The organism is Bacillus sp. V2I10 (assembly GCF_030817055.1).
GTDB lineage: Bacteria > Bacillota > Bacilli > Bacillales > Bacillaceae > Bacillus_P.
The window spans coordinates 1,691,615-1,712,281 of the sequence record NZ_JAUSYV010000001.1 but is presented as its reverse complement, the minus strand read 5'-3'; the positions used below and the strand labels follow the sequence as shown (position 1 = coordinate 1,712,281).

20 protein-coding genes, 1 tRNA gene, 1 riboswitch and 1 other annotated feature are annotated in these 20,667 nt (G+C 41.6%); of the genes, 1 reads left to right on the top strand and 20 read right to left on the bottom strand.

Annotated elements, in window-relative coordinates; genetic code table 11:
* Positions 1 to 13: 13 nt before the first annotated feature.
* From QFZ72_RS08585 to QFZ72_RS08505, 17 genes are all read right to left on the bottom strand, one after another.
* Positions 14 to 1,558: a 2-isopropylmalate synthase gene (locus QFZ72_RS08585; RefSeq protein WP_307431895.1), complete on the bottom strand. Its 1,545-nt coding sequence runs from the start codon at positions 1,556 to 1,558 to the stop codon at positions 14 to 16.
* Positions 1,545 to 2,567, bottom strand: a complete 1,023-nt coding sequence (gene ilvC / locus QFZ72_RS08580) for a ketol-acid reductoisomerase (RefSeq protein ID WP_307431892.1) — start codon at positions 2,565 to 2,567, stop codon at positions 1,545 to 1,547. Before ilvC ends, QFZ72_RS08585 begins: the two co-directional genes overlap by 14 nt.
* 29 nt (positions 2,568 to 2,596) lie before the next feature.
* Positions 2,597 to 3,115 carry an acetolactate synthase small subunit gene (ilvN, locus tag QFZ72_RS08575; protein WP_307431891.1) on the bottom strand — a complete coding sequence of 173 codons (519 nt, stop codon included), beginning with the start codon at positions 3,113 to 3,115 and terminating at the stop codon, positions 2,597 to 2,599.
* Complete coding sequence (gene ilvB, locus QFZ72_RS08570; RefSeq protein ID WP_307431888.1) at positions 3,112 to 4,830, bottom strand: acetolactate synthase large subunit; 1,719 nt, start codon at positions 4,828 to 4,830, stop codon at positions 3,112 to 3,114. The genes ilvN and ilvB overlap by 4 nt, the downstream gene beginning before the upstream one ends.
* Before the next feature lie 109 nt (positions 4,831 to 4,939).
* Positions 4,940 to 5,194, bottom strand: a binding site (T-box leader).
* Between the two features lie 21 nt (positions 5,195 to 5,215).
* On the bottom strand, positions 5,216 to 6,121 hold the full coding sequence (gene ilvE / locus QFZ72_RS08565) for a branched-chain-amino-acid transaminase (protein ID WP_307431885.1): 906 nt from the start codon (positions 6,119 to 6,121) through the stop codon (positions 5,216 to 5,218).
* 525 nt (positions 6,122 to 6,646) lie between these two features.
* Positions 6,647 to 6,722 (bottom strand) — tRNA-Arg (locus QFZ72_RS08560).
* Positions 6,723 to 6,841: 119 nt separating this feature from the next.
* The gene (locus QFZ72_RS08555; protein ID WP_307431882.1) at positions 6,842 to 7,360 is read right to left on the bottom strand and encodes a metallophosphoesterase family protein; all 519 of its coding nucleotides are present in this window, start codon (positions 7,358 to 7,360) and stop codon (positions 6,842 to 6,844) included.
* An 18-nt stretch (positions 7,361 to 7,378) separates the two neighbouring features.
* On the bottom strand, positions 7,379 to 7,966 hold the full coding sequence (locus QFZ72_RS08550) for an XTP/dITP diphosphatase (protein WP_307431879.1): 588 nt from the start codon (positions 7,964 to 7,966) through the stop codon (positions 7,379 to 7,381).
* Between the two features lie 6 nt (positions 7,967 to 7,972).
* Entirely contained in the window at positions 7,973 to 8,731 is a 759-nt protein-coding gene (rph, locus tag QFZ72_RS08545) for a ribonuclease PH (protein ID WP_307431877.1), read from the bottom strand.
* Positions 8,732 to 8,853: 122 nt separating this feature from the next.
* Positions 8,854 to 9,939 (bottom strand): GerMN domain-containing protein, encoded by a 1,086-nt coding sequence (locus QFZ72_RS08540; protein WP_373464452.1) that lies wholly within the window; start codon positions 9,937 to 9,939, stop codon positions 8,854 to 8,856.
* 388 nt (positions 9,940 to 10,327) lie between these two features.
* Entirely contained in the window at positions 10,328 to 11,125 is a 798-nt protein-coding gene (racE, locus tag QFZ72_RS08535) for a glutamate racemase (RefSeq protein WP_307431874.1), read from the bottom strand.
* A gap of 9 nt (positions 11,126 to 11,134) precedes the next feature.
* The gene (locus QFZ72_RS08530) at positions 11,135 to 11,587 is read right to left on the bottom strand and encodes a MarR family winged helix-turn-helix transcriptional regulator (RefSeq protein WP_223437064.1); all 453 of its coding nucleotides are present in this window, start codon (positions 11,585 to 11,587) and stop codon (positions 11,135 to 11,137) included.
* 224 nt (positions 11,588 to 11,811) lie between these two features.
* Positions 11,812 to 12,036, bottom strand: a complete 225-nt coding sequence (gene gerE / locus QFZ72_RS08525) for a spore germination transcription factor GerE (RefSeq protein WP_029279253.1) — start codon at positions 12,034 to 12,036, stop codon at positions 11,812 to 11,814.
* 134 nt (positions 12,037 to 12,170) lie between these two features.
* Positions 12,171 to 12,638, bottom strand: a complete 468-nt coding sequence (locus QFZ72_RS08520; RefSeq protein ID WP_307431871.1) for an acyl-CoA thioesterase — start codon at positions 12,636 to 12,638, stop codon at positions 12,171 to 12,173.
* Between the two features lie 98 nt (positions 12,639 to 12,736).
* Positions 12,737 to 13,501 carry a succinate dehydrogenase iron-sulfur subunit gene (sdhB, locus tag QFZ72_RS08515; protein ID WP_070876370.1) on the bottom strand — a complete coding sequence of 255 codons (765 nt, stop codon included), beginning with the start codon at positions 13,499 to 13,501 and terminating at the stop codon, positions 12,737 to 12,739.
* Between the two features lie 3 nt (positions 13,502 to 13,504).
* Positions 13,505 to 15,265, bottom strand: coding sequence for a succinate dehydrogenase flavoprotein subunit (sdhA, locus tag QFZ72_RS08510; RefSeq protein WP_307431868.1), 1,761 nt, complete (start codon positions 15,263 to 15,265; stop codon positions 13,505 to 13,507).
* A 30-nt stretch (positions 15,266 to 15,295) separates the two neighbouring features.
* Positions 15,296 to 15,904, bottom strand: a complete 609-nt coding sequence (locus QFZ72_RS08505) for a succinate dehydrogenase cytochrome b558 subunit (protein WP_307431865.1) — start codon at positions 15,902 to 15,904, stop codon at positions 15,296 to 15,298.
* A 344-nt stretch (positions 15,905 to 16,248) separates the two neighbouring features.
* On the opposite strand from QFZ72_RS08505, the gene QFZ72_RS08500 reads away from it, so the two are divergent.
* Positions 16,249 to 16,665 (top strand): YslB family protein, encoded by a 417-nt coding sequence (locus tag QFZ72_RS08500; protein WP_307439660.1) that lies wholly within the window; start codon positions 16,249 to 16,251, stop codon positions 16,663 to 16,665.
* Between the two features lie 41 nt (positions 16,666 to 16,706).
* On the opposite strand, the gene QFZ72_RS08495 is transcribed toward QFZ72_RS08500, so the two are convergent.
* The 3 genes from QFZ72_RS08495 to trxA all read right to left on the bottom strand — a co-directional run bounded on the left by QFZ72_RS08495 (position 16,707) and on the right by trxA (position 20,645).
* Positions 16,707 to 17,939: an aspartate kinase gene (locus tag QFZ72_RS08495; RefSeq protein WP_307431863.1), complete on the bottom strand. Its 1,233-nt coding sequence runs from the start codon at positions 17,937 to 17,939 to the stop codon at positions 16,707 to 16,709.
* A gap of 130 nt (positions 17,940 to 18,069) precedes the next feature.
* Positions 18,070 to 18,253, bottom strand: a riboswitch (Lysine riboswitch).
* A gap of 67 nt (positions 18,254 to 18,320) precedes the next feature.
* Positions 18,321 to 20,093 carry an excinuclease ABC subunit UvrC gene (gene uvrC, locus QFZ72_RS08490; RefSeq protein ID WP_307431860.1) on the bottom strand — a complete coding sequence of 591 codons (1,773 nt, stop codon included), beginning with the start codon at positions 20,091 to 20,093 and terminating at the stop codon, positions 18,321 to 18,323.
* A gap of 237 nt (positions 20,094 to 20,330) precedes the next feature.
* Positions 20,331 to 20,645, bottom strand: a complete 315-nt coding sequence (trxA, locus tag QFZ72_RS08485) for a thioredoxin (RefSeq protein ID WP_223437075.1) — start codon at positions 20,643 to 20,645, stop codon at positions 20,331 to 20,333.
* Positions 20,646 to 20,667 lie beyond the last annotated feature (22 nt).

Sequence of the window (20,667 nt, the reverse complement as noted above, 5' to 3'; positions counted from 1 at the left end):
CTTCATAATTTTATTAAACAGTAGCTTTTAGACTTTCCTGGGCCTGAGCCTTTAAAATGAGAATTCGATTGACAGCGTTCAAATAGGCTTTCGCAGAGGCTTCAAGAACATCTTGCGCCATTCCCCTGCCGCTTGATTCAACGCCTCCGACCATGACTTTTACAAAAACTTGAGCAAATGCATCCCGGCCGCTGCTGTTTGATTGAATCCGATAGTCCTGAAGTTTAATAGAAAAACCTGTGCACCTTTCAAGAGTATTATAGATGGCTTCTACACTGCCTCCGCCAGTAGCTGCTTCCTGTACAAGCTGCTGCTCCTGGTTTTTCAAAGTAACTGTAGCAGTCGGCACCTGGGTTGTTCCGTACTGGACCTGCAGGGATACAAGTTCAAACATATCCTCGCTTCTTTCAACTTTTTCCTCTATTACAAGTGCGGCAATATCTTCGTCTGTGAATTCTTTCTTTTTCTCAGACAGCGTTTTGAACGTTTTAAAGATTTTATGAGATTCTTCTTCTGTTACATTGAAGCCAAGCTCGATCAGCTTGCTTTTAAATGCGTGACGTCCTGAATGCTTTCCAAGAACCATTGAATTTGTGCCGACTCCTACAAGCTCCGGAGAAATAATTTCGTACGTCGTTTTTTCCTTTAGTACACCATCCTGGTGAATACCTGATTCATGGGCAAAGGCGTTTTTTCCGACTACAGCTTTATTCGGCGGAATCATCATACCTGTCAGCTTGCTTACTAAATCGCTTGTTTTCTTGATTTCATCCAGCTTCATATTGGTTTTTACACCAAAGTAATCTGAGCGAATATGGAGGGCAACGCCGATTTCCTCAAGTGATGCATTTCCTGCACGCTCACCTATTCCATTAATAGTACCTTCAATTTGCCCTGCTCCATTTTCAATGGCTGCCAAAGAATTCGCAACAGCCATTCCAAGATCATCATGGCAATGTGCTGATAAAATGACGTTCTCAATGCCCTTAACATTTGATTTTAAATACTGAAAAATCTCTCCATATTCTTTCGGGTTAATGTAGCCCACCGTATCCGGAATATTAATCACATTTGCACCAGCTGCAATCACTTCTTCAACGATTTTTGCCAAAAATGGAAGCTCGCTTCTGCATGCATCTTCTGCAGACCATTGAATAAGCGGAAAGAACTTCGATGCATATTTAACGGATTCAACGGCTGTTTCAATTACCTGCTCCGGAGATTGCTTTAATTTATATTGCATATGAATGGGCGATGTCGCAAGGAATACGTGAAGTCTCGGGTTTGCACCATCCTTCAGTGCCTCCCATGCTGCATCGATATCCGTTTTCAATGATCTTGCAAGTCCTGTAACAGAACAATTTTTAATGCTTCTTGCAATCTCCTGTACAGCTAAAAAATCTCCTTTTGAGGAAGCCGGAAACCCGGCCTCCATAATATCAACACCAAGGCGTTCAAGCTGAAAGGCAATCTGCAGTTTTTCTTTTGCATTTAAATTGACTCCGGCAGATTGTTCGCCATCTCTTAGAGTTGTATCAAATAGGTTAATTTTTCGCACTTCCGACCACTTCTTTCCGTTTCGGCTTAACAAATGGCATCATTTCACGAAGCTTTCTCCCCACTACCTCAATTTGATGTTCATTTTCACGATTGTTGATTGCGTTGAACTGAGGGCGATTGACTTGGTTTTCAATGATCCAGTCTTTAGCAAATTTACCTGATTGAATATCATGCAAGACTTCTTTCATTGATTCTTTTACTCTTTCATCTACAACTCTTGGTCCAGATACGAAGTCTCCCCATTGTGCTGTATCTGAAATTGAATATCTCATTCCCGCCATTCCATCTTCATACATAAGGTCAACAATCAGCTTCAGCTCGTGCAGACACTCAAAGTATGCAAGCTCTGGCTGGTATCCCGCTTCCACTAATGTTTCAAATCCAGCTTTTACAAGAGATGTTAATCCTCCGCATAAAACCGCCTGCTCACCGAAAAGGTCTGTTTCCGTCTCTTCTTTAAAGGTAGTTTCAAGCACTCCTGCACGAGCTCCTCCGATTGCTTTTGCATAGGCTAATGCAAGATCTTTTGCCTCACCTGTGACATCCTGATGGACTGCGAATAATGCAGGAACACCGGCACCGTCCTCAAACGTTCTTCTGACAAGATGTCCAGGGCCTTTAGGAGCAACTAAAAATACGTCTACAAATTCTGGAGGAACAATCTGATTAAAGTGAACGTTAAATCCGTGTGCAAATACCAATGCATTTCCAGGCTGCAGCTGGTCTTTGATTTCTGCTTCATATACTTTTTGCTGCTGTTCGTCAGGCAAGAGCACCATCACAACATCTGCTTGAGCTGCTGCTTCTTTAACCGTTGTAACCTCTACTCCGTCTGAAGCTGCCTTGTTAAATGAATTTCCTTTGCGAACGCCGACTACTACATCAATTCCGCTGTCCTTCAAGTTCAGTGCATGAGCATGACCCTGTGATCCGTAACCGATCACCGCAACCTTTTTACCTGCTAATACTTCCTCTTTAACATCACCGTTATAATATACTTTTACCATGTCCATTCTCTCCTTTTAATGTCAATTAGTTATACGATTGAATATGTTTTTGCGCTATTTGCAGAACGCTGTGTTCCTCTTGGGAAAGCGGTTGTGCCGGTTCTGGCAATTTCTTTGATTCCATAAGGTCTTAAAAGATCAATGATTGCTTCAATTTTTTCTGCTTCGCCTGTAACCTGAACAACTACGCTGTCACGGCTTATATCAATAACTGTTGCTCTAAAAGGCTCGATTACACCCTGAACTTCCATTCTGGTCGATGGAGGTGCAATGACTTTTATGAGGGCGAGCTCTCTGGCGACAATTGATTGATTCGTAATATCCTGTACTTTTAAAACATCAATCTGTTTATTCAGCTGTTTTGTAATCTGTTCAACTTCTTTTTCGTCTTCAACGTGAATGACAAAGGTCATTCTTGAGATGCCTTCAATTTCTGCATGCCCGACTGTGATGCTTTCGATATTGTAATGTCTTTTTGTAAATAAACCGGTAATCCGATTAAGGACCCCTGAGCGATTGTTGACTGTCAGCGTAAGAATTCGCTTCACGGTTTAACACCCACCATTTCATGTAATCCTTTTCCTGGAGCAATCATCGGGTATACATTTTCCATCTGGCTTACATTTACATTAATCAGAACAGGTTCATTTGATAAAAGAGCCTGTTTGAAAGCCGGAAAGTCTTCTTCAGTCTGAATCTTCAGTCCTTTCATGCCGTATGCTTCCGCTAATTTCACGAAATCAGGCTGCGATTGAAAAACAGATTGCGAATATCTTTCTTCATAGAAGATTTCCTGCCACTGTCTGACCATTCCAAGCACTCCGTTGTTCAGTAAAATCACTTTAACCGGCAAATTAAGTTCGTAGATAACAGATAGTTCCTGAAGTGTCATTTGAAAACCGCCGTCTCCAAGGATCGCGATGACATTAGCATCCTTTTCAGCAAGCTGGGCTCCAATTGCTGCAGGCAAACCGAATCCCATTGTGCCGAGCCCCCCTGATGTAACCCAGCGATTAGGCTGCTGCAGGCGGTAGTACTGCGCTGCCCACATTTGGTGCTGACCGACATCTGTTGTAATAATCGCCTCTCCCTTTGTCCATTCATGAATGAGTTCAATCATATGCTGAGGTTTTAGCTCTTCATCTGATTTTTTGTACCATAATGGCAAGGACTTTTTATTATTCTGTAAGGCTGCATACCAATCATCATGCTGGCTTCGTTTGCCGTTTTGATGAATGAGATTTTCAAGAACAAGTTTTGCATCGCCAACAACCGGAATTTTGGTTTCAACCACTTTGCCGATTTCAGCAGGATCGATATCAATATGGGCAATCGTTGCACTTTTGGCAAAATGATTTAAGTTCCCTGTTACCCTGTCATCAAAACGTGCACCGACACTGATTAATAAATCACATTCATATAACGCCATATTTGCGGTATATGTTCCGTGCATTCCGGCCATTCCAAGAAAGAGCGGATGATCTGCAGGAAAACTTCCCAGACCCAGCAGTGTGTTTACGACTGGTATGTGCTGCTGTTCGGCGTATTCTTTCAGCTGCTCGCTTCCTTTAGCATGAAGCACTCCTGCTCCGGCTAAAATGACCGGCTTTTTAGCACTGCTGACTGCTTCGACAAGCTTTCTGATCTGAAGATAATTCGGTTCAGTTTTTGGCTGGTATCCCGGAAGATGAACGGGAGTATCATAGTTGAAAATCCCTTCCGCTACTGCGATATCCTTTGGAACATCGATGAGTACCGGACCAGGTCTTCCTGTTGTTGCGATATGAAAAGCTTCTTTGATGATGCGCGGGAAATCATTTACATCCCGGACTTGATAATTATGCTTAGTAATCGGCATTGTGATACCAAGTACATCCGCTTCCTGGAAAGCATCTGTTCCAATGACGGAAGATGCAACCTGACCTGTAAATACAACCAGCGGCAGGGAATCAATCATAGCATCCGTAAGTCCTGTAATCAGGTTTGTTGCGCCTGGCCCTGAGGTTGCAATGACGACTCCAGGTTTGCCTGAAACTCTCGCATAGCCCTCAGCTGCATGAATTCCACCTTGCTCATGCCTTGTTAAAATGTGATACATGCCAGAGTTATAGAGTTTGTCATAGATTGGAAGAACAGCCCCTCCCGGATATCCGAAAATCACCTCTACTTTCTCCTGTTTTAAAGCTTCAATCATCATCATGGCCCCGGACATCGTTTTCGTACACTTGGCAGACTTTGCATCCAATTGTACCTTCATACTCATTGATTATTGCCTCCTTTTTTCCCGCTATCACCTAAAGCCTTATTTTTTATCTGATTATTTCAAAATAAAAAACCTCCTCGCCCCAATATTGCCCACGTGTAATGTGAGTCAAAGGGGCGAGAAGGTTTGAAAACACTTTTCGCGGTACCACCCTTGTTCATGGTCTGCATTAGACCACCTTATGAAAGCTCATGGCTTTCTTTTAATAACGAGTGCTGTGTAAAAGACACCCGGCTGATTCTACTAAATTTCAAATCAGCACTCAGAGGCGAGTTCACTTAAAAAGGGACCACCGGTTCTCAGCTCCACCAGCTCTCTTTAGATCCTTGTTTTCTAAGCTACTTATCCTCTTCAGCGTTTTAAATTATTGTTTTTTATGTTTTTATTAGCTTACACTCAGGCTTGAACTGCTTCCTTTTACTTTTACACCATCTGAGATTACTTTTTCTCTGAAACACTCGAGCAGACGATTCGTATGCTCTCCAGGCTGTCCATCACCAATTTCCCTGCCGTCTACCTTTACAACAGCAATGACTTCAGCGGCAGTTCCAGTCAGGAAAACTTCATCAGCTGTATAAACATCATGTCTTGTGAAAGGTTCCTCACGTACATCGTAGCCAAGTTCTTCAGCTATTTCGATGATGACATTTCGGGTGACTCCTTCAAGTGCTCCCAAGTAACCAGGGGGAGTAAGAAGTTTTTTGTTTTTATAGATAAAGACATTATCAGCAGATCCTTCTGCGACGTAGCCTTGATCATTCAGCATCAGCGCTTCGCTTACATTTGCGAGATGTGCTTCAATTTTTACAAGCACGTTGTTCAGGTAGTTCAATGATTTTACTTTAGGACTTAAGACGTCCGGTCTATTCCGCCTTGTAGGAACTGTCACAATATCAATTCCTGTTTCATACAGATGTTTAGGGAAGATTGACAGCGGCTCTACAATAATGACAACATTTGCTTGCTTGCATTTATATGGATCAAGCCCAAGATCACCGACTCCTCTTGAGACAACAAGTCTGATATAAGCGTCATCTAAACCGTTTTTCTCAACGGTCTTTACCGTTAAATCCGTCATTTCCTCTTGCGTATAAGGCATGTTGAGTAAAATGGATTTCGCTGACTCATATAATCTCTTCATGTGCTCATTTAATCTGAAGATGTTGCCGCTGTATACTCTGATTCCTTCGAAAATACCATCTCCGTAAAGGAATCCGTGATCATACACCGAAATTTTCGCATCTTCTTTTTTTACAAATTCGTTATTCAGAAAAATCCATTGGTCACCCATAAAGAGCACACCTTTCTTTTAAAGTCTAAACGCGTTAATCAGTTGAATTCTAGTGTGTAAAAAAAATCCGTATAACGATTGTTATGGACTCTTTTAAATGAACCTCACATGTTCATGTAACTTATATTTGAGCCTATATTACGCCCATTAAATAGCGGTGTCAACAGTCTTTTTTCGAATTGTTAGATAATTTCGATTTGTTTGTGAATTTGTATACGCTTACATGCCTGTCATAAAAGGAAATTCAATTTTTTGAAGTTTTTTTAAAGTTTTTTTCTGTGAGATTGTCTGACAAGGTTTTGGCTGATTTTATAAGGGGTAAATAGGGGAGAAAAAAATGTTTTGAACTTATTTTTTATAGAATTTTTTATCATACCCAGAATGAAATTTGTTAGAAAAAAAAGGATATGAAAAGCGATTTTCAGCCTGCCTGAATATAACAAACTTTTTTTGATCGATTAGGTTTTTAAAATCAACAAAAAAACTTCTTTCGATAAACCCGAAAGAAGTTGTATGTATAAAGTATGGCGTCCCAGGAGAGATTCGAACTCCCGACCAACGGCTTAGAAGGCCGTTGCTCTATCCACTGAGCTACTGGGACATGTTTTTTGTTAACATCGTTGATTACGTATCAGCGACATTTTTTATTATATGCTCCATCAGATTAAAAGTCAATAACTTTTTCTAAAATTTTATGAAAGAGGGGGGAAAATCCCTCTTTCATGATGAAGCCAGCTCAAACCTTTGTGAGAGGCCGGATACAGGAGATCCGTCCATCTCAAAAAAGGTAACTTGTGCAGAATGATTTTGTATTTCTAATATAACATATGTTTTTTCAGTTCGCATCCGCGGAAGTCTAATACTGCCAGGGTTAATGAAGAGGATATGATCGACATATTCCGCTCCCGCCAAATGCGAGTGACCAAAACAGACAATCTTCGCGCCATGCAGAACAGCACTGTACTTCAAATTTATAAGAGTCGACTTTACATTGTGCATATGGCCATGAGCGACAAAAAATCGATATCCTTCCACATCTTCAATGACTTCATTTGCAAACCTTGCTTCAAAATCACAGTTTCCGCGTACAGAAGCATACCCCTGCATGGCAGGATGATCTGCCTCAAGTTCAGAATCCCCGCAATGAAACATCGCTTCTGTTTCCCCTTCATGGCGTTTTCTGATCTCCTGAAGCTCATCCGTTAAGCCATGGCTGTCACTGATAATTAAAACTTTCACGTTTAAAACTCCCCATCGTCAGGCTTTAAGCAGTTTTGCAAGCTTTTGCAGCGCAACTGCGCGATGGCTGATTTTATTTTTCTCATCCTTTGTTAATTGCGCCATCGTTTTTGCTTTATCTTTCACTAAGAAAATGGGATCGTATCCGAATCCATTCCCGCCAATAGGCTCCTCTGTAATATAGCCCTCAACTGAACCTTCTACTGTGACGGTTTCACGGCCAGGTTCAGAAAGTGCCAGAGCACACCGGAATCTTGCATTCCGTTCTTCCTTTGAAACACCCTTCAGCTGCTGAAGCACTTTTTCGATATTGGCTGCATCACTTTTCTCAGCTCCTGCATAGCGTGCTGAATAAACCCCAGGTTCACCGCCAAGATAATCTACTGATAGTCCGGAATCATCCGCAATGGCCATTTTTCCGTAAAGCTTTGAAATTGCCTCCGCTTTTAAAACGGCATTTTCCTCAAACGTTGAACCAGTTTCTTCAACTTCTGGCGAATCTTCAAGGTCCAGTAATGAAATGGCCTTTAGATCATACTGAGATAAGATTGATTGAAATTCAATTAATTTGCCTGCATTTTTCGTTGCAATAATAACTTCCTTCATAATGATTCATCCCTTTCCATCTTTTTGATCGATGATTTTTAGAGCTAAATCTCCAAGGGCCTCCATTTGAATAGAAATTAACGAGTTTATTCCTTTTTCAGCTAAATCAAGCAATTCATTCAGTTCTTCTCTTGAAAAAGTCGCTTCTTCTCCAGTTCCCTGAAGCTCAACGAATTTTCCGGAAGAAGTCATGATGACATTCATATCCACTTCTGCAGATGAATCCTCAATATAGTTTAAATCTAAGATCTCTCCAAGCTTTGAATCCATTCCGACTGATGTCGCAGCCAGGAAATCCGTGATTGGCAGCGTGCTTAATTTTTTTTGAGACATCAGCTTTCCAAGTGCTATTGTCATAGCGACAAAAGCTCCGGTGATGGAAGCTGTGCGGGTCCCGCCATCTGCCTGTATCACATCACAATCAATCCAGATTGTGCGTTCCCCTAACTTTTCAAGATCAACAACCGCCCGCAGAGCTCGTCCGATCAAGCGCTGAATTTCCATTGTACGGCCAGTAATTTTACCTTTGGACGATTCTCTGATCGTCCTCTGTTCAGTAGCACGCGGCAGCATTGAATATTCCGCTGTGATCCATCCCTTACCTTCTCCCCGCATAAATGGAGGCACGCGATCTTCAATGCTTGCATTGCAGATCACCTTTGTATCACCAACACTGATTAACACTGAACCCTCAGGGTGCTTCACATAATCTGTCAGAATTTCAACTCGTCTTAATTCATCTTGTTTGCGTCCATCATGTCTCATCATATTCCTCCGATCAATCCTATTGCTGACCTAAGCTTTTGTCTTATGTATAAACGATAAAGAAGAGGCAGCGCTTATGACCACCTCTTAGTTTCTCTATATAGTATATCAAAAATCAGCGATTAAAAACTACCTGTGTTCACTTTGACTGGACGGGAGACAGGTTCTGTGATCTTTTTGCCTTCTTCATTAACAAGCTCGGCTTTCCCATCAACGGTCAAAACGACATTTTCGATTCCAGGCTGTTCTGTCAGTGATAAAACAAGAGAATTCAGAACATGTGTCGAAACCATTTTTTCCTCTCCATCTGCACTTCCATAGATAGATTCGTTAAAATTAAGAGTTACAGTGCCATCTTCAAGCTTAGGCTCTTCAAGCAGCTTCACATCCTGCTCCAAATCGGTTAACAATGCACGTGAGATGGAAGGTTCCTCAGTTAATTTTTTCACCACTGCTGCAATTGGATCCTCTTCGTCATTGCTGATTCGTGTTGTAACAGGTACATAGTAGGTCTGATCATTATGCTGAGCTGTATAGTAAACCGTCAGAGGTTTTGTATCCGTAATATCCATTACGCCCGCTGTATCAAGATTAATGCCGTCAGCTCGGCTCAGCTCGCTGCTGATCGGAGTGCCTCCGACAGGCATTTCATTTTGTTCATGACCGTTAATCATAATTTTGACTGTTTTCACAGAATCGAACTGAGTCAATGTCCATGTAATCGATTGAAGAATTTTCAATTCATCTTCAGCTTGATAGTTTTTAAACTCCTTAGAGAAATCTACGATGGCTGTACCATCTTTAACATTCACACCCACTTGAGTATCCTGCGGGATAACGGCTCTGAAGCCATCAGGAAGGATATTGCTGACAGGCCCGCCCTCTACAAGGTATTCAAGCACTTGCTTGGCTACGCCTTCTTCCTTAGGCAAATCAAATGTCTGGGCGACAACAAGCCCGTTGCTGTCAATCAAATATAACTGCCTAGAATAGGTTTGAGCCGACTCTTCACCTTTTTCACCTTCTGCTGTTGTTTTTTCTTCTTTTAAAGTTTCTTCATTCCCTTTATCTGCATCTTCAACATATGAAACATCTTGCGGAGGATCAATTTCCTTTGCTTTTTCCCCGCCGAATAATCCGCATCCTGACAAGAGCAGCGTCGATGTTACAACAGTAGCAGCAATCTTCATGTTTCTATTTTGAGACATACAATTCCCTCCTAAGGCAGTTTGTACTACTATGTATACGAGCTGTTTATTGAATTAGACCGATTTTGAAAAGTATTTTTGTACAGGCAAAAATCGTTCATCCAAGTAAAAGAGGACCGGCTTCATATTTCGGATTATGCTTGATCGTCAATTAGTGAAGCCGTTATCCTGTTTCTTACAGTCATTTTGAGGAGTTTATTAGCTATCCGCTATACGGCCATCTCCCTCGGCTGCCTTACATAAGAGTTATTCAGGGCAATAAAAGCAGGACCAGCTAATAGTGAGCTTAGCAGAAAAGATCAGCTGACAATCAGAGAGCTGCTGTATCCGCGGTCACTTCACAATAGCCGGAACGAAAAAAAGAGGAACCGCGATCGGCTCCTCTTTTTTATAGGGTAATGGATTTAACATTTTCAACTGGCTGCTCAAACAATTGAGAAGCAATTCTCTGAAAAAGCTCCTGTGATCCTGTCGTTAAAAATAAATGATGATTCTCTTCCTGTGTCTCATTTAAAGCATCTTTATAAGACAGGATTGTACTGACTTCACGGGCTGTTTCATCACCCGAGCTGATAATTTTCACCTTGGGACCCATATAATCCTCAATTAACGTCTTTAAGACTGGATAATGTGTACATCCCAGGATCAGCGTATCAATCGGCTGATCTTTTAAAGGAAAAAGAGATTCCCGTACGATGGATACGGCATAATCATTTTCGTAATCTCCGCTTTCTACAAGCGGCACGAATGCCGGACATGCCAAGCTCTCAACTTCAACTGTCTTCTTAATCGTTTTAAGAGCCTTCTCATATGCACGGCTTGCAACTGTATTAACAGTTCCGATTACACCGATATGATTATTTCTGGTGACTTTAATCGCTGTTCTGGCCCCAGGGAAAACGACCCCTACTACGGGGATATCAAGTTCTTCCTGGATTTCCTGCAAAGCGATCGCTGTTGCCGTATTGCAGGCTATCACAAGCATTTTTATATGATGATTTGATAAGAGATAATTCGTCATTTGCCAAGTAAATGAGCGCACCTCTTCCTGCGGTCTCGGTCCATATGGACATCTTGCCGTATCACCTAAGTAGATGATGTCTTCGTTTGGTAACTGCCTCATGATTTCGCGTGCAACGGTCAGTCCGCCGACACCGGAATCAATGACGCCAATTGCTCTGTTCAAAAAATCGCCTCATTCTTCTCTCATTTCTAGATGTAATTTCATTAATGAGCTTTCAAGCTGGATAATTTCCTGCATATCATAATTTTTGATTACATTCTTTAAGTATTGTTGACGCTTTTGTATAACTTCTTCAATGATGCGCTGCCCTTCTTCAAGAAGATGCACCCTCACAACTCTTCGGTCATTTGGGTCTTTAATCCTTACTACCAGTTTGTTTTTCTCCATTCGGTCAACAAGATCTGTTGTGGTGCTGCATGCAAGGTACATTTTATTAGATAATTCACCGACTGTCATGTCGCCATGTTCTGAAAGCCATTGCAGCGCTACGAATTGAGGCGGTGTAATCGGAAATTGATTAAGAATCTCCCTGCCCTTCTGTTTGACCATAACAGAAATATGCCTTAGGGATTTCTCCATATCAGCTACCATTTTATCACTTAATACATCATTATGAACTGTCATCAGCAACCCTCACTCATTCAATCTGACCGCACAGAATGAAACTTAACAGTAGGAATGTGCGTATCATATCTATTTTCTATGTTTTTATGAAAAATTGCAAGTTTCATATTTTAGCTGACCGATATGAAAAATAAGAAAAAGCATAGTCAGATTAGCGCAGCCCCGCTTTTTCTGCACAGAAATAATAACCGGCTACCCTTAAAATCAAGGTCAGCCGGTACGTATTAGAGCTCAAGTTCACCCATACGAAGGAGCTCAACAACAGCTTGTGATCTCCCCTTAACACCAAGCTTTTGCATCGCATTGGAAATATGGTTCCGAACTGTCTTTTCACTAATAAAGAGCTCGCCCGCTATTTCTTTCGTTGTTTTGTCTTGAACTAATAATTCGAATACTTCTCTCTCTCTTTTCGTGAGTAATGGCTTTGATTGAAACTCTTTCTCTTTCAAGAATTGTAACCCTCCTTGCTAGGTGCGAGCCGATCTAACGAATGGGTATAAGATTAGTCAACATATAGTATGTGCACACTGTAATGGCGGTGACAGGAATCTTAGATGAAAGCAAGAAATTCCGTGTCTATTTTTCAAGTGGCAAATATGGCAGACTGAGTAAGGATCTTTTTCTCCACTTCCAGAAAGGGTACACTTTTTCCATTGTATTTAGATATTTGCACAACGGTGCCTCGTCCTGTAAAGCAAACTTCATTTTTTTCATTCACAGCACAATAATGCAGATCCATCGATGAATTTCCGATAGATGCCACTTTTACATAAAGGCGGATTTTCTCATCAAAAAAGACCTGTTTCACGTAATCACAATGAATATCTGCAACGACAGGAATCAGCTCCCCGTCTTTTTTCAGCCAGTTTTCCATAATTCCTGCGTGCTTAAGGAACTCAATCCGCGCTTCTTCAAAATATGAAATTGGCGCCGTATTGTTCATATGTCCAAACATATCTGTTTCGGAAAAACGCACTTTTATCGGTAAGTAAAAAGAAAAAGAATCTTTCCATTCCTGAAAAGGCAGCTCTATGTAAGAGATTTGTTTCATGATTGTTTCCTCATTTCTGCTTTAAGTGAAAAAACACCTCTTCATCGAAAGGAAGAGGTGTTTTCTTAATAAATGATTTCAAAATGGATATCTGTGTTTTAAACCTGATCGCTTCCGAAGAAATTACGGAATGCCTGGAACGTTGTATCTCTGTTGAGTGCAGCAATTGAAGTTGTTAAAGGAATGCCTTTAGGACATGACTGCACACAGTTCTGAGAGTTTCCGCAGTTGGCAAGACCTCCGTCTCCCATAATGGATTCCAGACGTTCTGCTTTATTTAATGCTCCAGTTGGGTGAGCATTAAACAAGCGGACTTGTGAAAGCGGAGCAGGGCCGATGAAATCTGAATTGCTGTTTACATTCGGACAAGCCTCTAAGCAGACACCGCAAGTCATGCATTTTGATAATTCATATGCCCACTGACGTTTTTTCTCAGGCATACGCGGGCCAGGGCCTAAGTCATAGGTGCCATCAATTGGAATCCAGGCCTTTACTTTTTTCAGGGAATCAAACATTCTGCTGCGGTCAACCTGAAGGTCGCGGACAACAGGAAATGTTCTCATCGGCTGGAGGCGAATTGGCTGCTCGAGCTGGTCAACAAGGGCTGTACAAGACTGCCGCGGCTTGCCGTTAATCACCATAGAACATGCTCCGCACACCTCTTCGAGACAGTTCATATCCCAAGTAATCGGAGTTGTTTCTTTCCCTTGTGAGTTAACTGGATTTCGTCTGATCTCCATTAAAGCAGAAATCACGTTCATATTTGGACGATAAGGAATCTCAAACGTTTCATCATAAGGGGCTGCTCCGGGCTGGTCTTGGCGAGTAATAATAAAACGAACTACTTTCTTTTCACTGTTCATTTTTTATTCCCCCTTTTTCTTCTTCGAATAGTCGCGTTTACGCGGTTCAATTAAGCTTACATCCACTTCTTCATAGTGGAACTTAGGAGCAGCTTTTTGACCGGCAAATGTGGCCATTGTCGTTTTTAGGAATTCTTCGTCATTACGTTCAGGGAAGTCCGGTTTGTAATGAGCACCGCGGCTTTCATTGCGGTTATAGGCACCAATTGTCACAACACGTGACATTTGAAGCATGTTTTGCAATTGACGCGTAAACGTCGCACCCTGGTTGCTCCATTTCGCAGTATCATTGATGTTGATATTGTCATATCTTTCAAGAAGCTCTTGAATTTTTTCATCTGTTTTAAGAAGCTTATCGTTGTATCGGACAACCGTTACATTGTCAGTCATCCATTCGCCAAGCTCTTTATGAAGGACATAAGCATTTTCAGTGCCATTTAAGTTCATGATATTTTGCAATTTTTCTTCTTCCTGCTTCACATGACCGTCAAATAATGAAGAAGAGAGATCTTCAGCGGATACTTCAAGACCGCTCACATATTCAACTGCTTTTGGTCCGGCAACCATACCGCCGTAAATAGCAGACAATAATGAGTTGGCACCTAATCGGTTAGCTCCATGCATCGAGTAATCACACTCGCCTGCAGCAAATAATCCAGGGATATTCGTCATTTGATCATAATCAACCCATAGTCCGCCCATAGAATAATGAACAGCCGGGAAAATTTTCATTGGAAGCTTGCGGGGATCATCACCCATGAATTTTTCATAGATTTCAATGATTCCGCCAAGTTTGATATCAAGCTCTTTCGGATCTTTATGAGAAAGATCAAGGTAAACCATGTTCTCTCCATTGATTCCAAGCTTTTGTGAAACACACACGTCAAAAATTTCGCGTGTTGCAATATCACGAGGCACAAGGTTTCCGTATGCAGGATATTTTTCCTCAAGGAAATACCAAGGCTTACCGTCTTTATACGTCCAGACACGTCCGCCTTCCCCGCGTGCTGACTCACTCATCAGGCGGAGCTTATCGTCTCCGGGAATAGCCGTTGGATGAATTTGAATAAATTCTCCATTTGCATAATGAACACCTTGCTGATAGACGATTGAAGCAGCTGACCCCGTGTTGATGACAGAGTTCGTTGATTTTCCGAAAATGATTCCTGGTCCGCCTGTTGCCATAATAACTGCATCCGAGCGGAATGATTTCATTTCCATTGTTGTTAAGTCTTGTCCGGTAATTCCGCGGCAGACTCCATCATCATCGATGACAGCACCAAGGAATTCCCAGCCTTCATACTTCGTTACTAATCCAGCAACCTCATAGCGTCGAACCTGCTCATCAAGCGCATATAGCAGCTGCTGGCCAGTTGTTGCGCCGGCAAATGCTGTACGGTGATGCTGTGTTCCTCCAAAGCGGCGGAAGTCAAGAAGACCCTCTGGAGTACGGTTGAACATAACTCCCATGCGGTCAAGCAAATGGATAATGGAAGGTGCAGCTTCGCACATTGCTTTTACAGGAGGCTGATTCGCAAGGAAGTCCCCGCCGTATACAGTATCATCGAAATGCTCCCAAGGAGAATCGCCTTCCCCTTTCGTGTTAACTGCTCCGTTAATTCCGCCCTGAGCACAAACGGAATGAGAGCGCTTAACAGGAACTAAAGAAAATAAATCTACATGAACGCCAGTTTCTGCAGCTTTGATCGTAGCCATTAGGCCCGCTAAGCCACCACCGACGACTATTATTCTACCTTTACTCATCTGGCCCACTCCCTTTGATTCTATTACCTATCAAACAAATGCAAAAATAGTACTGACTCCAACGTAAGATAAAGCCAGGAAAAGTGCGATCGTCACATAAGTTGAGATCAGCTGAGATCTTGGAGTCACAGTAATTCCCCAGCTCACAGCAAATGACCACAGTCCGTTTGCAAAGTGGAAAATCGTTGAAACAACACCTACAACATAAAATACAATCATGAATGGATTACTGAAAATGGAGGCCATCATGTCAAAATTCACTTCGGCGCCAAATGCGGCTGCAATTCTTGTTTCCCATACATGCCAGGATACAAAGATTAATGTAATCACGCCTGTAATCCTTTGAAGCATAAACATCCAGTTACGGAAGTAGCCAAACTTGCTTACATTATTTTTAGCTGTAAACGCAATGTAAATTCCATAGATCGCATGGTATAAAAGCGGCAGGAATATAATAAAAGTTTCCAGAACAACTCTAAATGGCAAGCTTTCCATAAAATGTGCAGCATTATTAAACGCTTCTTCTCCTCTTGTTGCAAAGTTATTTACAACAAGATGCTGAATTAAGAAGACGCCAACCGGGATAACTCCAAGCAAAGAATGAAGTCTGCGGTTTAAATATTCTCTGTTTCCAGCCATCTCACATTACCCCCTAGTAATCTTAAAATCTTTTTTTTAATGTTTCTCCTATTCCCGGCAACCTTTTTTAAAAATAAACATTGTATGATAAAATGTGACAAATTTATTGTACTCCCAACGAGTTACAGCGTCAAGAAAACGCGTTCATAAATTTTAATTTTGTGACAAATCTTATTTTCCACCTATTTTTATTTTCCTGAAATACTTTCACATCCGTTTTGGAGCTTGTAATTTACTTTTATTGCATGTTCTTACCCGCCCTACTTGATATATAATATAGGCAGAAAGAGGGGAAGAATGTGAAAAAAACCAGCGAACAAATCGATATAACGCAGCTGAGGGATATGCAAGTGCCCGCATTCGCCTATGAGCTGTTAAGAGAGGTTCTCATTCCGGATATTCTCGGTAGAGAATCCGCATCTATGCTTTACTGGGCAGGTAAAAGCCTTGCGCGCAAATATCCTGCTGAATCAATAGAAGAGCTTATTGCTTTCTTTTCATTAGCCGGCTTTGGAACTCTTTCATTGGTACATAAGAAAAAAGATGAAATGGAATTTCAGCTTGAAGGCGAACTGATCAAAACAAGATTCAAAACGATGAAAGAGCCTTCTTTTCAGCTTGAAGCGGGATTTCTGGCACAGCAGGTGCAGAGAATGAACAAGCAGATAACAGAAACCTATGAACAAGTAAAAAAACGTGCGGATAAAGTGCACTTTACAGTGAAATGGGATTACAAAGACATGGAGTTCGACAACGATTAAAGGGATGGGTATTCATGATACCCACCCCTTTTTTATTTTATTTACAGCACTTCTGCAGGATGCTGTGATAATTCAAAGGCATCATGCAGCGCTTCTACCGCCTTCACCATATCTTCATGGCTGATAACAGTTGACACTTTAATTTCAGACGTGCTGACCATTTTCACTTCAATACCTTCTTGAGCAAGAACATGGAACATTTCTGCCGCCACTCCCGGATTTGAGACCATGCCAGAACCGACGATGGAGACTTTTGAAAGACCGCCTTCTGATTCTATTTTTTCAAAGCCAAGCTCGGATTGATAGGTTTCAAGAACATGAACGGTTTCTTCCACATCACCTGTTTTCACAGAAAAGGAGAGAGAGGCCAAGCTGCTGTCTGTCGAACTTTGAATAATAATATCCACATTAATCCCGTGGCTTGCAAGTGTTTTGAAAATAGTAGACAGGGTCAGGAGGCCGCTTGGCAATCCGCAAACCGTGATTCGTGATACTTGATCTTCAAACGCAATTCCTCTTACAACTAAATTCTGTTCCATCTTTGTTTCCTCCTCAATTAAAGTGCCTCTTTCTTTTTCTGAGCTTGATCTGACTTCCAAAGGAACTCCGTAATTTTTTGCAAATTCAACAGCACGGGGGTGAAGGACACCTGCGCCAAGATTAGCAAGCTCGAGCATTTCATCATATGAGATGCCGTCTAACTTTCTTGCACTTTTTACAAAACGCGGATCTGTCGTAAATACACCTGTTACATCTGTATAAATATCGCATTTATCTGCTTTAAGAGAAGCTGCCAATGCAACAGCTGTCGTATCTGAACCGCCGCGGCCGAGCGTCGTTATTTCCTGTCCGTCTGCAAGTCCCTGAAAGCCTGCAACGACAACAACTTTTCCTGCTTGGAGCTGCTCATTGATTTTATCTGAATCAATCCCTGAAATTCTCGCATTGCTGTGGACATTTTCAGTCTTTATGCCAGCCTGCCATCCTGTGTATGAAACAGCATCGTATCCTTGTGCCTGAAGAGCCATAGTCAAAAGAGAGATCGTCACTTGTTCACCAGTTGAAAGCAGCATATCCATTTCGCGCTTGCTTGGTTTTTGAGTGATTTCCGCTGCCAGGGTAACTAAATGATCCGTTGTTTTCCCCATTGCTGAAACAACAACAACGACATTATTCCCATTATTTTTTTCCTCGATTACTCTTCTTGCAGCATTCATGATTTTTTCCGGAGATCCAACAGATGTGCCTCCAAATTTTTGTACAACTAAACCCATATCAGCCTCTCACCTTTCCAGTTATATTGATCGTCAGCAGGTAAAAGGGAGAATCTCAGAAAACGCAAAAAAAGCAATGAGATTCCCTATCTCATTGCTTGCATAAACGAATAATGAAACTTCATTCATACAATGAGATAGCGCTCCAAGAAAAATACATCTTCTTGACAATTTTACGTCTATTAAACGCAAAACCAGCAAAAGAAAGAAATGGCTCTTTATTTGCTTCGGCGACTCTCCCCTTTCACCCATCTTCAAAGGAATCCATTTTCCTCAGAAGGGCTACTCTTGAAGTTCGCACCTCTACCATCATTTAACGAACTAAACGATCTGGTTATGAAATTAGTTAAAATTGTAGCAAAGAATTTGACTTTATGCAATCTATTCTTGCAATTTTGCTGCAATAAGCTGTGCTATGTTTGCCGGAATCCCTGCCGCAATCAGCTCCTCAAGGCTTGCATCTTTCATTTTTTTCACGGATCCGAAATGCTTCAGCAGGGTTTTGCGCCGTTTTTCCCCTACTCCCGGTATATCATCCAAAATCGATTGAAAGGCTGTTTTTCCTCTTGTCTGTCTGTGAAAAGTAATCGCAAAGCGATGCACTTCATCCTGGATACGCTGCAGCAGATAAAACTCCTGGCTGTTGCGTTCAAGTTCAATAACAGTTGGCGGACTTCCGATCATTAAATTAGAGGTCCGGTGCTTCTCATCCTTCACAAGTCCTGCAACAGGGATCGATAAACCCAGTTCATTTTCCAGAACGTCCTGTGCTGCAGCCAGATGCCCCTTGCCTCCGTCGATGATTATCAAATCTGGAAGAGGCAGTTCCTCTTTCAACACCCGCGTGTACCTTCTGCGGACAACTTCACGCATAGATTCGTAATCATCAGGTCCCTGCACTGTTTTAATTTTGTACTTGCGGTATTCTTTTTTGGCTGGCTTTCCATCTATAAACACAATCATTGCAGATACAGGGTCTGTCCCTTGAATATTTGAATTATCAAAAGCTTCGATTCTTGCAGGTGTATAGATGCCCATTTTTTCACCAAGCTGATCAATTGCTTTGATTGTTCTTTCTTCATCACGCTCGATGAGAGAAAATTTTTCTTTTAAAGCAATTTTGGCATTTTGGTGTGCAAGCAATACAAGATCCTTTTTCTTTCCGCGCTTAGGGTGAATGGCTGAAACATGAAGAAGCTGCTCTGCCATTTCATGGTCCACACTTTCAGGCAGCAGAATTTCTTTAGGCAGAATATGATTGTTTTTGGAGTAAAATTGGCCAAGAAATGTTAAGAATTCTTCTTCTGGCTCCTGATACAGCGGAAACATAGCAATATCACGTTCTATCAATTTGCCCTGACGGATGAAGAAAACCTGAACGCACATCCATCCTTTATCATAGGAATAGCCAAACACATCACGATCGACAAAATCATTCAGCGCCATTTTCTGTTTTTCCATGGTTGCATCAATATGGGCGATGGAATCACGATATTCCTTTGCCCGTTCGAAATCCAAATTTTCAGCAGCAGCAAGCATCTTCTTTGAAAGTTCTTCTTTAATCTGCTTGAAACCGCCTTTTAAAAAACGGGACATCTCATCGACCATTTGACGGTTTTGCTCTTGTGTCACCTTATAGACACACGGGGCCAGACACTGACCCATATGATAATAAAGGCAAACGCGGTCTGGAAGCGTTGAACATTTTCTAAGCGGATATAGCCGGTCCAGCAGCTTTTTCGTCTCTCTCGCAGCCTGTACGTTAGGATATGGACCAAAGTATTTTCCATTATCTTTTTTGACATTCCTTGTGACAATAAGACGCGGATGACGTTCAGCTGTAATTTTAATAAATGGATACGTTTTATCATCCTTTAGCATAACGTTGTATTTAGGATCATGCTTTTTAATTAGATTTAATTCTAAGATCAGCGCCTCGATGTTCGAAGATGTGACGATATATTCAAAATCCTTGATTTCATTTACAAGCCTTTGTGTCTTGCCGTCATGTGAGCCGGTAAAGTAAGACCGAACCCTGTTTTTAAGCACTTTTGCTTTTCCCACATAGATAATGGTTCCGAATCGGTCTTTCATTAAATAACAGCCCGGCTGATCTGGCAGAAGTGCCAGCTTTTCTTTTATTAGTTGTTCCATAGCGGACACTCCGTTTCCCTGAAGTTAAGCGCAGAATAAATATCGATTAATTACGACTAGTTATTCCTTTTATTGTACCATTTTAGAGCGCCGGAGTCTTTTCTTTACCTCCATGGGTGCCTTACCTTGCCTCCAAGGCGCCAAATCATTTCCTGAGCAATAATTGACAATTTTTTTGGCAGCTGTCCTGTCTTCAAAAATAAAAAAAAGATCCGGATAAACCGGATCTCATTTTTATTATGCGTGTTTATTTAATAGTTCTGCTAATGCTTCTTTAGGCTGGAAGCCGACTGTTTTGTCAACAACTTCGCCATTTTTGAAAACAAGCAATGTAGGAATACTCATAACGCCGTATTTGCCTGCAGTTTCTTGGTTTTCATCAACATCAAGCTTAACGATTTTCACTTTATCGCCTAGTTCCTGATCAAGCTCTTCAAGAACTGGTGCAATCATTTTACAAGGTCCGCACCAAGGAGCCCAAAAGTCTGCCAGAACGACACCTTCGCTAGTTTCAGTTGTAAAGGTTTGATCTGTTACATTAGTAATTGCCATTATATTTTCCTCCTAATTGTTC